Here is a 13,354-nt window from a genome sequence, read left to right as displayed (position 1 = left end):
CGTTGATAGCAGAGTGTGAATTAGGGATTATTGCGCGATATTTCCACGGCTTCCGCCAAACGCCATATCTTTACTGTGATCGCTAAACTCGGTCACACCCGCAATATGTTTGGCCTGATCGCCAAAGAAGTGACCACGAGTTTTACCTACCGCTTCATTCAGGGTGGCTTCACCAGCAAAGGTGGCATTATTTTTAATTGTGGCATCAATGTTGGTTGCACCAATATTCCCAGCTAATGATTTGGTGCCAAAGTTTGCCGTAAGGGTACCCGCCGCCATTGCACCACCGTTATATTGGCTAATTCCTTTAACCGAATACTCTGCAGTACCTGCTGTTGGCATGTTTGTGGTGACATCTTTACCGGAGTAATAGGTGGTATGTGTTGTGTCAGTTGCTGCGCCCGTTGATGACCACTCGCCAAAATAGACTTCAGCATCAGCGACTTGGGCAAAGTTAAACACGCCCATTTTGTCATGTGAGGTTGATGTGTTAGGCATGGAGATAACATAAGCCTCATTGCCAGGTTGTTTTGGCGCCATTCTGGTCAAGCCTGAGAATGAAATGATTTTTCCACTGTATACCGATTGGACACCGATTCCTGGGTCGCCTACTGCGCCACCATGACCACCTGCGGTGCCTTCAGTTGGCCCAACTTTAATGGAAGGCGAATTGGGCTTGAACGGCTGGCTTTGATCAGAACCTAGCGCAGCAAAAGCACCAAAAGACATTCCGCAGGTAACGAAGGCTAGAGCGATAACATTTAACTTTTTCATCTAAATACTCCATTTTTATTAAAGGAAATAATGATGTTACGGTTTTTGAAATCATCATGATGGCTATACATTTCGCGAATCATTAAATCAAATAAAAATATAAAAGCAAATGATAATTATTCGTATTAACAATAATATAACTAGGGGTATCAATGAGATAGTGTTTTGATTTGAAGCGTTAGTTGTTGATATTAAGTTGGTTTTTTATTGTCTTTTGTTAATGGCTATTATGGTTAAGCTAAAGTTTTTTTAATGAAAAGGTTAAATTGATCACATTTTAATAATTTTAAAATGAATCATTTGTTTGAGTTAATCATTAGAGTTGCTGATGTTTATTTGTTTTTAACAAGTGTGGTTATTGCGCCAGCTGTACTCCTGTTTACATAAAAATTACCGAACTTCAACGGGATTGGAGATATTCCCACAATGAATGGTTTTTATATTTCAATTAGTCTGGTAGCGTGAGGCATAATTTCAGTGAATAACTAAGGTGAATTTATGGCTCAGTGGCTACTTTTTGGTGCAGGTGGGAAAGGGGTTGGGAATATGATAGCTCAGCTTGCGATTGCAAATCAGCAGCAACTGGTGGCAGTGGTACGCAATACCGAAGCCGTTGAAAAGTTGTCATTGCAGGGTGTGCGTGTATTTGTGGGGGATGCTTGCGATGAGGCGGTTGTGACTGCGGCGTGCGAAGCGGCAGGTGCTGGTGCTACAGTGATTTCCACCATGGGGGGCTCGCAAGACTATTTGGCAAACCGTACCGTTATTGATTGTGCAGAGCAAGCGGGGATCTCCCGGATGGTATTAGTAACCTCTTTGGGGTGTGGAGATTCATGGCAGTATCTCTCTTTACGGTCAAAAGCCGCTTTCGGCCAAGCCGTAAGAGAAAAATCGCTGGCGGAATCATGGTTACAAACCAGCTCCCTTGATTTTGCCATTGTACGACCTGGCGGGTTACTTCATGGAAAGGCAACAGGAAAGTCTATTTTGCAGCAAAATATTGAAGCGCATGGGTTAGTGATGCGTGCTGATGTTGCTGCGCAGGTTTACCAACTTGCGAGACAACCCGAATTGAAAAAGCAAATTTTTAGCCTTATTCAGCCAGACCTGACTATCAGTAAATAAGTCTAGGTTATTGTTAACGGCCTGATATTCAGGCCATTACCACTGATCGCCACCGCGAAAGTCGCAGTACAGGGATTCAGTAAATTTAACCGAATTATCTTTAGACCAGCCCATCACGCCACCTTCTTCACCTTCAGAGCGAACATAAGCGCCTTGGCGTAATTCAAACAAGCCGCCTTTCCACACTTTCCAACCGAGGGATTGATACAGGTGAAACCCTTCGTCAGAGGCTGACAGTAAGCCAAGTTGATAGCAATTGCCGATGATGGTATTGGTCATAGACATCAATTCACGGGCAATACCTTGACGGCGATAACTTTCCAGTACCGCCATCGCTTCGACATACCCCACTGAAATCGGCTTATCATTAATGGCCATATGGCGCTGAATAATCGCTACGTGACCCACGATACGATGTTGGTCATAGGCAAACACGTGCATTCCCCCCAAGGTGTGCTCAAAATCATCTCGTGTGAAATTCCCTTCAAACCCGACAAATAACATATCGAATAAAGCGTCTTTTTCGTCATCAGTGAGCTGTGAAGTGTGGCATTGCCTGTATTGAATAGTCATAAAATACCTTTGGGGAAGCGGAAAACAGAATAGGTAGTATAGGAGGGGTGGCCATTTTGAATAAAGTTTTGAATGCGATTAAGCGGGTATTTGCGGGATATGTAGTTAGTAGTAACCAAAAGGCCGTTTATTTAGAAAGGCAAATAAAATGGCCTTTTGGTTGAGTTTAGCTGTCTTGCTCATCCAACTGAACTAATGTAAGCAACAGTTGGCTTAATGCACCATAAAAACCGAATTCATCATAACGTTGGCAATTGTGGCTAAATGTGGGGAGCCACGACAATAAAATCGATAAGGTTTGCTGGCGTAATTGCCTGACTTTTTCATGATCAACACTGGGGTCATTTAATGAAAAATGCAGGTGACTGAGTAATTCCAAAAAGATGGAAAGATGGTCTGATGGTTCATTAAATACATCACTGGTTTCCATTCCTGCTTCTAATAACAAACACGTAATTTGTGCGTTATTTTGCCCATTACTTGGGTAAACCGAGGCATAAGGTAAGGCGGATTGTTTGTCCGACATTAAAAATAGGCTGCAAAAATCCGCAGCCAATTCTAATTGGGCATCAGGTCGATGTGCAAGGGCATCAATTTTTGCTTTTAATTCATGAGTTGTCGCACTCAATAACGGTTCTTGCTCAAGAATGGCAAACCAGCCCACCATATCGGTGGACTGAAGTTGTTCCAATTGACTGCTAGCCAATTCACGTGAGAATAGCTGTGCTAGCCATGCATAAATACAGGCTATCTGTTCTGCGGTTAACTTGCTGTTCTTGGTCATTTGTTCACCTGTGATGCAGGCACATATTCACATTGTGCCACCATTTCAATTGGTCCATCAAATGCACTGACGCTATCGATTTGCCCAGTGAATTTTTCAATTTCCACTAAGGTCGTATGCGCGCTGGTGGCTTGGGCTAATTGTGATGTACCAATATCTAACGTTAATACGTTAGGGTTGCCATATTTACACAGCGCATTGATTTCACCGCCTTTAGTGGGGTCATACCAAGCACCTTCGTGAATACGGGCAACACCTTGGGTATACAAGTCAGAAACCACGGCACCCGCTAAGACTTGCCCTCGGTCATTAAAGACTCGAACAACATCACCGTTATGAATTCCACGAGCTTTGGCATCTTGAGGGCTGATGAATACGGGTTCTTTACCACTCACGGAATAATATTGGCGTAACGCAGGCGATTCACATAATTGCGAGTGCAAGCGAAAATCAGGGTGGGCAGATTGCAAATGCAGAGGCCATTGCTTTGAACCTGGACCACCGTGGGAGCGTTCAACTTTTTCAAACCACATCGGGTGACCTTGGCAGTCATCATATTGCATATCTGCGATGGTTTTTGAGTATATCTCAATCAAGCCGCTTGGCGTACCCAGCGGCTCTAAATCAGGATCTTCCCTAAAGGCTTGGTGGCGAACAAACATTTGCGGATGTTCAAATTCCACATAACCGTCTTTTTCCCAAAATGCATCAAAAGCAGGTAAATGGATCCCGCGGCCTTTTCCTTGCTGGCTGCCTTCTTGCCAAATCCGTTTGAGCCAGCCCATTTGGTCTAAGCCTTCGGTGAATGCGTCTTCACGTCCAAAACGACGGCATAAGTCACGGAAAATATCAAAATCGTTGCGCGATTCAAACTGTGGCTCAACTAACTGTTTCATCGCAATAATGCCGCGATTAGAGTGGTTACCATATTGGTCGAGGTCATTACGCTCAAATTGCGTTGTGGCAGGCAAGACAATATCGGCAAAACGGCAGGTAGATGTCCATTGATTATCAATCGAAACCACCGTTTCAAGCTTACGCCACCCCTCAATAATACGGTTAATTTGCTGGTGGCGATGGAACGGGTTAGTCCCTGCAAACACGCACATTTTTAATGGCGGTAGTTTGACGGATTTACCGTTCCAATTAATGGTTTTACCCGGTTCTAAAATCGCATCGATAAAACGCGCGATTGGAATGGTACTGCTATAGCCCTTGTAATCATTGCTGTCGTGAATTGGAGGGACTTTGGTTGAACCAGAAAAACCACTTAAAATAATTCCTTGGCGGCTAGGTGTGCCTGCGCCGTTATAGTGCCAACCGAAGCCAAACCCGCCTCCCGGCAAACCAATTTGCCCTAGCATTGCCGCTAAGACGACAATCATCCACGACCATTGCTCGCCATGTTGCATGCGCTGTACGCACCAGCCCGCAATAATTTGCGTGCGGTTGGCCGCCATTTGGCGTGCAAGCGTGCGGATGGTTTCGGCATCAATCCCACAAATTTTGGCTGCCCATTGTGCATCTTTGGGTTGCCCATCTTTTTCCCCGAGTAAATAAGGCACAAACAGGTCAAAACCAACACAGTAATCTTTGAGGAAGTTTTTATCGTGTAATCCTTCCGTATACAGCGTGTGGGCTAAAGCAAGTTGCAATGGCACGTCAGCTTGCGGGTTAATCGCAATATGCTGAACATTATCACGCCCAAGGTAATCATGGGTGGAGGTGATGATGGGGTCAATACTGATCACGTTTATTTCGCCGCTCGCCGCTTTTTCTTTGAGCTGCTCGTAATAGGCGTACACATCGTGGTCTGGGCACCACCAGTTAGCTTGCTGGTTTTTAATTAGGTCAGAGCCCCACAACACGATGGTTTTACTGTTCTCCAATACCAGTGGCCATGAAGTTTGCTGCTCGTAGACCTCCATCGAACCCACGACGCGAGGTAAAATAACCTGCGCAGCCCCTGTGGAGTAGTCACCCCCCGTGCTGACGCTGTTACCATGCAGGGCGATGGCACGGGCAAGCATCCCCGACGCATTATGGAACATGCCTGTTGATTGCCAGCCGCTTGCGGTTAATAATCCACTTGGGCCATAAGTTGTCTGAATACGTTCAAGCTCTTGATAGAATAAATCTAAGGCTTCATCCCACGAAACACGTACAAAACGGTTATCGCCCCGTTGGGTGGTATCGCTTAAATGGCGTTTACGCAGCCAATCAACCCGTACCATGGGGTAGCGAATGCGCGCAGTGCCATGTACGTGGTCAGGTAAACCTGCGATCATTTTGGATGGGAATTTATCACGTTCAAAGGCTTTCGCCTCGATAAACCGACCATCGACAACGGTGGCTCGAATAGCACCCCAGTGCGACCCCGTTAAAATGCCTTCTTGTACCACGGCGGTTTGCTCTGTCGCCGTTGCTGCACTGGCTTTTCGTGGGGTTAGTAATGAGGGGCCTAGCATCCCCGCCACTGTTAGCCCGCCCAGTTGGGCAAGAAAACGTCGACGAGAAGCTTGAAATGTCGGATTATTTTTCATTATTTTTCTCCGTTGTCACCGTGTGCAGCACCACCGGTATCAGATGCATTCATTTGCAGGTATTTCAATAAGGTACGTTCTTCGCGTTTATCTAAACTGGTAAAGCCAATCATGCCATTTAAGGTGCCTATCCAGCCATTAGCGTCGAAGTGGGCGATATCAGGTGCCCCGTGGCACTGATTGCATGAACCGTTATATAAAGAGTCCGCATAAGCCCAAATTGGTTTGATATCATTGACCATATCCCCTTGTTGCATCCACGCAGTGGCTTGCAATTTGCTCCATGAGGTATCTGTTGCCTCGACGGTCGTACTTTCGAGGTTTTTTACGTTTTCTTGAACATCACCACGGATAGAGGCAACGAAAATACGCTTACCCGGTAATTCAGAAAGTACACGGCGGCGGCCATCAGTTTCTGTCCAACCTGTGATTTCCACTTGTAGCCAATCCCCATCGCGCTTTAACACTTTCACTTCAGATGCTGGCAGCAATGAACCTGCTGGGTCTTTATCACCTTTTTGCGCGTAAAGCGGTTTGATATCAAGGGAATATAACGTATCGCCATCGTCATTTGCTTTGGCACGTAATTCGTCAAATTGCTTACGGAAACCACTACTCATATCCGGTAATTGGTGGGCAATGCCTTTGTGGCAATCGATACAAGATTGGTTGTCTTTCGCTGCAATTTGCATTTGGCGCGCGGCTTCTGGGTTTTGTTTTGCGTGATCCATCGAATCGTAATCATGGCAGGAGCGGCATGTCGCGGAGTTATTTTCTTTCATGCGAGCCCACTCGCGTTCTGCAAGTTCAGCGCGTTTCGCTTCAAATTTTTCTGGGGTGTCGATCGAGTGAGCGATAAATGTTTGATAAATATCATTGCTCGCTTCGAGTTTACGTTTAATCATGCCGGGGAGATCGTTAGGTATGTGGCAGTCGTGGCACTCAGCGCGAACACCGGAAGCGTTTTGGAAATGAACAGATTGTTTATATTCTTCGTAAACGGTTTCCATGCTGTGACAGCTAACACAGAATTCCGTTGTGCTGGTGACTTTCATCCCCACATGAGGAACAACGATGAGTGCAACGCCGACAACAATACCGGCGATAAGTAGTGTGAGCATTGACCAACGCGCACTTGGCCTTAATAACGCTCTCCAGAGTTTCCGCATAATATCCCCTAAAATAATATGGTTTAATACAGAGGATCTTATTCAGTAAATATGAATAGCGGTACTGGTCAGGATGAACAACTTACGGCAAGATATGAACAAATATGAACAGATATGAACAGAAGAGACGAAATCGATGACATCGCATCACATTGTGGTTGTTGAAGACGAGCCCGTTACTCAAGCAAGACTACAAGCCTATTTTGAGCAAGAAGGGTATCGTGTCTCTGTCACGGGTAGTGGTGCGGGGTTACGTGAAATTATGGAGCTTCAGCCTGTTGACTTGATTTTATTGGATATTAACTTACCCGATGAAAACGGTTTAATGCTCACAAGGGCGCTGCGAGAGCGTTTTACTGTCGGGATTATTTTAGTCACAGGGCGGAGCGACCAAATTGACCGCATTGTTGGCTTAGAAATGGGCGCGGATGATTATGTGACGAAACCGCTGGAATTGCGTGAGCTCGTCGTGCGTGTGAAAAACCTGTTATGGCGCATCGACTTAGCAAACCAAGCACACCCGCAACCTATTTCCCAAGATAATTGCTACCAATTTGCTGGTTATTGCCTCAATGTTTCCATGCACACATTAGAATTTAACCAAGAAACTATTAAATTAACGCGTGCTGAATATGAAATGCTAGTCGCCTTTGTGACGAACCCAAGGGAAATTCTAAGTCGTGAGCGGTTATTACGCATGTTATCAGCCCGCCGTGTGGATAACCCCGATTTGCGTACCGTCGATGTGCTAATCCGCCGTTTGCGCCACAAATTAAAGGCGGATTTACTGGTCACTCAGCACGGGGAAGGTTACTTTTTAGCGGCGGATGTATATTGATAAACAGGGCGAAATCCCCCCGGAGAAAGTGAACAACGTAAGTGCTCACTATCCGCATTTTGCTGGGTTAAAACTAAAATCGGTGGGCTGATGTTATCCGGTACGCCATGACCTTCGAGTACATTAATCGCTTGCTCAATAACAAGTTCCCCTTGCCAAACCATTTGGTCACTGGCTGCCATGATAATTCGGCCACGTTTTAAGCCACGGTAGACTTGGTGAGATAAATAAAAAGACACAATATTGAGTGGTTTTGCAAGGTTACGTTTTTCTCCCATTGCTGCCTCCGCTGCAATGGCCGTGCCGACCACGACATCGATATCTGGGTGGCGCTCTAACATTTCATGCAATAAATTACGTTGGATTTCAAGGTCGTTATCACCATGAGCAATATCAACAATAGTCACATTACTCCCAGCTATGGCTTGTTGAAAACCATCTTCCATTTCTTGGCTGCCGCCTGCATCACGCGGGCCGGGCATTAACAAAACTTTCAATGTGTTGCCTTTGCTCCATTGAACAAGGTAACGACCAGGTTGATAACCCATTTGGAACCATGGCACACCAACGCGAGTTTTGACCATGTTATCGTGCGTGGCATTAACCACTTCAATCACAGGTAAATCACCTACTTGTTGGCGTAAGTTAGGAAATGATGTCGTGCTGCTCCCGAGCAACAATGCATCGGCCCCCCATTGTTGGCATTGGGTGATTTGTTTTTGCTGAGTGGCGAGTTGATTATAGCCGCCAGCTTCTAAAACTTTTAAATCGACGCCATAAGTTTGAGCCGCTTTTTGCATACCGTAATTGATGGATAACCAATAGGAATCTTTTAAACTTGGATAAAGGGCACATAACTTCCAGACCTTAGTAGCATGGGAAGTTTGGTGCTTTTGATGACCAAAAGATAAGTTATCTTGCCAACGTAATAGCGCTTTATCTTTATCCGCAGCATAACCCAGCACTGCGTAAAACGTGACGAACAGTAAAATAAATGCGCGCATGATAGCCTCACTGGTCATAAACCTTTATCCTAAATGCTTTCGTAAGACGAACTCAACCTTTATTAACCGCTAGGTACGTAAACCGTGAACTTATCACTGACTCGACGATTATGGATGGGCTTTGCCTTAATGGCGGCATTGACGTTCATAAGTACCCTTGTGGGTTGGTATAATCTCCGCTTTGTGAGTCAGGTTGAGCAAGATAATACTCAAGCCTTGATCCCAACCATGAATATGGCGCGTCAATTAAGTGAAGCCAGCGCATGGGAGCTTTTTTCTGCGCAAAACCTGACCAATGCCGATAATGAAAACAGCTGGCTTGCGCAAGGGCGAATGTTAACCGCACAAAGCTTAAAAATTACTAACCTATTGAAAACTCTTCGCCAACAAGGCTTTGACACCTCCGCTATCGAGCAACAAGAAAAAGAAATCGCTCAATCGTTAAGCCAACAAGGGGAGTTAGTTGGTCAACGGCTTACTCTGCGAAATACACAACGACAACTGCGGCAGCGTATCATTTCAGCGGCAGGGGAAATTGCACAGCTAGCCCATGGGCAGGCAAACAATGCCGCGACCTCTGCGGGGGCAACGCAAGTCAGTTTATATGATTTGATTGAAGGGAAACGTACTTCACAAGCCCAGGCCGCACTTGACCGTTTGATTGATATCGACCTTGAATATGTTAGCCAAATGAATGAGTTACGCCTTAGTGCAATGCGTGTTCAGCAGATGGTATTAAATTTAAGTACCTTGCCATTAAATCCCAATGCAGCGGAATTAGATAACCAACTCAATCAGGCAGTGAAAATCCTCCAACGTCGGCAAAAATATATTGAAGATCCCGCTGTGCGTAACCAAGTGGCGAGTGCGTTGGAGGTTGTTAGCCGTTATGTGGAGCTGATTGCGCTGTATCGCCAAGAAAACGATATCACCACGCGTTTACAGATTTTATCGCAAAATAATATTGACCAATTCGCCCGTTTTAGCAGTGAAGTTACCCAACTGGTTGATACCATTGAACAACGTAACAAAACTGCGCTTGCGCAACTCAAGCAAGCCAGTGAGCGGGGGCAAAACTGGTTATTGTTACTCAGTATTGCGTCACTTTTTTCATTTGTTTTGATTTTATGGCGTGTGGTTTATCGACTAGTGACTAAACCGTTAGAACAACAAACTCAAGCACTTCAACGGCTACTGGAGGGGGATATTGATTCCGCATTTCCTGAAACCGCAGGGGTGAAGGAATTGGACACCATCGGGCGTTTAATGGATGCATTTCGCTCAAGTGTTCATGCGCTGAATAGTCAGCGTGAACAACTCGCCGACCAAGTCAAAGCACGGACGGCGGAATTACGGGTATTGGTGGTAGAACACCGAAAAGCACGCGCGGAAGCGGAGAAAGCCAACCAAGCCAAATCTGCCTTTTTGGCTGCGATGAGCCATGAAATTCGTACGCCATTATATGGCATTTTAGGGACAGCTCAGTTGTTATTAGAAAAGCCACCACTCAAGCAATATCGTGAAGATTTACATGCAATAACAGATTCAGGTGAGTCTTTACTGGCTATTTTAAATGATATTTTAGATTACTCAGCTATCGAAGCGGGTGGGCAGAATGTTTCTATTAGCGATGAACCTTTTGAACCTAAACCGTTATTAGAAAGCACATTATATTTAATGAATGCGAGTAATAAAAACCGCACTATCAAGATGATAGCAGATATTGCAGATGACTTACCTGCGACACTACAGGGTGACCCGTTACGCATTCGGCAGATTATTACTAACTTATTGAGCAATGCGCTGCGCTTTACACAGAGAGGGCAAATTACTCTGCGCAGTTGCCGTTTTGGTAAATATTGGTTTATTGAAGTTGAAGACACAGGGTGTGGCATAGAAAGCTCGCGTTTGGCGGATATTTTTAAACCGTTTGTGCAAGTCGATAGCCAGCGCGGTGGAACCGGCCTTGGGCTAACCATTAGTGCCAGTTTGGCTGAGGCGATGGGCGGGGAGCTTACGGTCAATAGCGAGTTGGGTATGGGAAGCTGTTTTCGCTTAACCTTGCCCCTTTGTCTTGCGTCTAAACCGATTGATAAGCCCTCTGGCTTACCAGTTAACATGAACGGCGTGAATTTATTGCTGATAGAAGATAACCCGCTGACACAAAAGATTAGCAGTGAAATGCTCATTTCGAGCGGGGCGAAGGTGACGATTGCGGGCTCTGCCGCAGAAGCGTTAGCGATACTCTCACAACAACCTTCCTTTACCGCTGCGCTGGTGGATTTTGGCTTGCCTGATATTGATGGTATTACACTGGCAAAACAGTTATCAGAGCAATATCCGCTGTTGATCCTAATAGGTTTTAGTGCCCATGTGATTGATGAAACGTTGCGACAGCGTACCAATAAAATTTTCCGCGGGATCATTCAAAAACCCGTTCCACGGGATACGCTCAATCAATTAATTACTAAATATATTTCAGGTGGTGAATACCTTTCTCCTACCACTTCAGAGAGTCCACAACAGGTCAATTTATCTCAACTGGAAAATGATGCACAATTGATGGGGTATCCTAAAATTCAAGAGTGGATAACTATCTTTAAGCAGCATTCTTTCCCATTATTGGCCGATATTGAGGGTGCTTATCAACAACAAGATGCCGAGCGTATTAAACGGTTGGCACACCAGTTAAAAAGCAGCTGTGCCAGCTTAGGGATGCAAACAGCAGCGACGATATGTGCTATTTTAGAGAAGGACCCTTTACAACCCACAGAGTTACGAAAAGAAATCGAAAATGGGGTGCAGGTGATTGAGCGATGGTTAGATAATCAATCGGCTTGATCTCATCGTCACTTCACTGCACCAAGATTTACCTTGCAACTCGTAGGCCACCTTCGACACCTTGCGGGCTCCATAAAATTTGCCATAACTGGATGTCTCGGGCTCGAAAAGCACCTGCACAGGCATTTAAGTAATAAGAAAACATTCGTTTAAAACGCGGTGTATAGTTTGCTTCTAGTTCAGGCCAAGCGGCTTGGAAACGTGAATGCCACGCCATCAGCGTTTTATCGTAGTCAGCGCCAAAGTTATGCCAATCTTCCATCACTAATTTATTTTCACTGCTTTCACCAATATTTTGCAGTGAAGGTAGGCAACCATTTGGAAATATATATTTATTGATCCATGCATCGACATTGACCTTATTTCGGTTGGAACCTATGGTGTGCAATAAAAATAGCCCATTTGGTTTTAAATTGCGTTTTACTACATCAAAATAGGTTGCATAGTTTTTTGGGCCGACATGCTCAAACATGCCAACGGAAACAATGCGATCGAATTGGTCATTAAGATTACGGTAATCGTCTAATCGAATTTGTACGTTCAGTTCAGCACATCGTGCTTGTGCGTACTTTTGCTGCTCAGCGGAAATCGTTACACCCATTACTGACACTGAATAATGTTTTGCAGCAAAAGCCGCAAGGCCTCCCCAACCGCAACCGATATCAAGTAAGCGCATTCCCGGTTTTAATTGCAGTTTTTCGCAAATCAGTTTTAATTTTTGTTCTTGCGCCAAAGGTAAGTTTTCGGGAGTATTTTCTAACTCTTTCCAATAACCGCAGGAATATTGCATATAAGGGTCAAGCATCCGTGAAAATAAGTCGTTGCCAAGGTCGTAATGTTCTTCACCAACCATGCGCGCACGTTTTGGTGTTTGTAAATTACGAATGCGTGCAATGGCAATTTTCAGTGTATCGCTGAAATTATGTGGCAGTTTTTTATCGAGCCCATGACGGAGTGCGTGGTGGAAAAAGATATCTAAACGCTCGCAATCCCACCAACCGTCCATATAGCTTTCGCCAAGCCCAATGGAGCCCTGTTGCAAGACTCGTTTATAAAATTGGTCATTATGGACGTGAATATCAAAAGGTTGGGAGCCATTAATTTCAATGCCAGCCTCGCTTAATAGCTCGCTAACAATGCGCTTCCAAGAGTCGACAGAGGTTTTTTGATTAACAGCATGTTCAGTACTCATCTGATCTCCAATTTTTAGCAAAGTGGGATTCAGAGAACTTTATTTGTGACGTATTCGCGGTACAGCAAAACAGGAATATTGACCACCACTGCATGGCAGACAGTGTATTAGCGTTATTGTTGCTATAAATAAAGCTCAAATCCAGTTTCAGATAACTCTCTAAAAAATATAAAACCTTCAGCGTGAATTTCAATCAAAATCATAATTAAACAACATAAAAGGCACTTATCACCAAAAATTAAGGTGAAATAAGGGAATATTGCCTTTATATCATTAGATTTTAGTATGGCATAGGTGAGTGACAAAATGATGAAAGATATTTTTATAAGAAAGTTTAGGGAGTTACAGGTGGGTTAATGGCTGCTTTGTTTGCAGATAATCTTAGTGGATAAAAAAGCGCCCAATTATTTATTGAGCGCTTTTAATCAGTTTAATGACCCGTCCTGAATAAGGTTGACACTTTTTCAATTTAAAATTGGAGAGTGCAATGAAACCAATCACTAAACGAACT

The 13,354-nt window shown here is 44.6% G+C and carries 10 protein-coding genes; 3 read left to right on the top strand and 7 right to left on the bottom strand.

All coding sequences use genetic code 11. From position 1 onward, the window contains the following. Nucleotides 1–27: 27 nt before the first annotated feature. Nucleotides 28–774, bottom strand: a complete 747-nt coding sequence (locus AC4IFO_RS13595; protein ID WP_490735115.1) for a Slam-dependent surface lipoprotein — start codon at nucleotides 772–774, stop codon at nucleotides 28–30. Between the two features lie 498 nt (nucleotides 775–1,272). On the opposite strand from AC4IFO_RS13595, the gene AC4IFO_RS13590 reads away from it, so the two are divergent. Further along, nucleotides 1,273–1,899, top strand: a complete 627-nt coding sequence (locus AC4IFO_RS13590) for an NAD(P)H-binding protein (protein WP_490735113.1) — start codon at nucleotides 1,273–1,275, stop codon at nucleotides 1,897–1,899. Between the two features lie 36 nt (nucleotides 1,900–1,935). Here the strand turns inward: AC4IFO_RS13590 and AC4IFO_RS13585 are convergent, their stop codons facing one another. The 4 genes from AC4IFO_RS13585 to torC form a co-directional block, all read right to left on the bottom strand. Continuing rightward, entirely contained in the window at nucleotides 1,936–2,472 is a 537-nt protein-coding gene (locus tag AC4IFO_RS13585; protein WP_490735111.1) for a GNAT family N-acetyltransferase, read from the bottom strand. 166 nt (nucleotides 2,473–2,638) lie between these two features. Next, complete coding sequence (gene torD, locus AC4IFO_RS13580) at nucleotides 2,639–3,256, bottom strand: molecular chaperone TorD (protein ID WP_490735109.1); 618 nt, start codon at nucleotides 3,254–3,256, stop codon at nucleotides 2,639–2,641. Beyond that, nucleotides 3,253–5,799, bottom strand: coding sequence for a trimethylamine-N-oxide reductase TorA (gene torA, locus AC4IFO_RS13575; RefSeq protein ID WP_490735107.1), 2,547 nt, complete (start codon nucleotides 5,797–5,799; stop codon nucleotides 3,253–3,255). The genes torD and torA overlap by 4 nt, the downstream gene beginning before the upstream one ends. Then, on the bottom strand, nucleotides 5,799–6,968 hold the full coding sequence (gene torC / locus AC4IFO_RS13570) for a pentaheme c-type cytochrome TorC (RefSeq protein ID WP_490735105.1): 1,170 nt from the start codon (nucleotides 6,966–6,968) through the stop codon (nucleotides 5,799–5,801). Before torC ends, torA begins: the two co-directional genes overlap by 1 nt. A gap of 136 nt (nucleotides 6,969–7,104) precedes the next feature. Here torC and torR point away from each other — a divergent pair, with 136 nt between their 5' ends. Continuing rightward, nucleotides 7,105–7,806 (top strand): two-component system response regulator TorR, encoded by a 702-nt coding sequence (gene torR, locus AC4IFO_RS13565; RefSeq protein WP_490735103.1) that lies wholly within the window; start codon nucleotides 7,105–7,107, stop codon nucleotides 7,804–7,806. On the opposite strand, the gene torT is transcribed toward torR, so the two are convergent. After that, a complete protein-coding gene (torT, locus tag AC4IFO_RS13560; RefSeq protein WP_490735225.1) occupies nucleotides 7,779–8,810 on the bottom strand; it encodes a TMAO reductase system periplasmic protein TorT in 1,032 nt (343 codons plus the stop codon). The genes torR and torT overlap by 28 nt on opposite strands. 84 nt (nucleotides 8,811–8,894) lie before the next feature. Here torT and torS point away from each other — a divergent pair, with 84 nt between their 5' ends. Further along, on the top strand, nucleotides 8,895–11,651 hold the full coding sequence (gene torS / locus AC4IFO_RS13555) for a TMAO reductase system sensor histidine kinase/response regulator TorS (protein WP_490735101.1): 2,757 nt from the start codon (nucleotides 8,895–8,897) through the stop codon (nucleotides 11,649–11,651). A gap of 28 nt (nucleotides 11,652–11,679) precedes the next feature. Here torS and cfa read toward each other — a convergent pair whose 3' ends face one another. Continuing rightward, entirely contained in the window at nucleotides 11,680–12,843 is a 1,164-nt protein-coding gene (gene cfa / locus AC4IFO_RS13550) for a cyclopropane fatty acyl phospholipid synthase (RefSeq protein WP_490735100.1), read from the bottom strand. Between the last annotated feature and the right edge of the window lie 511 nt (nucleotides 12,844–13,354).

This window comes from Providencia sp. UF-224, assembly GCF_058245955.1.
The sequence above is the reverse complement of the archived record's forward strand: the minus strand, read 5'-3'. Positions and strand labels throughout refer to the sequence as shown.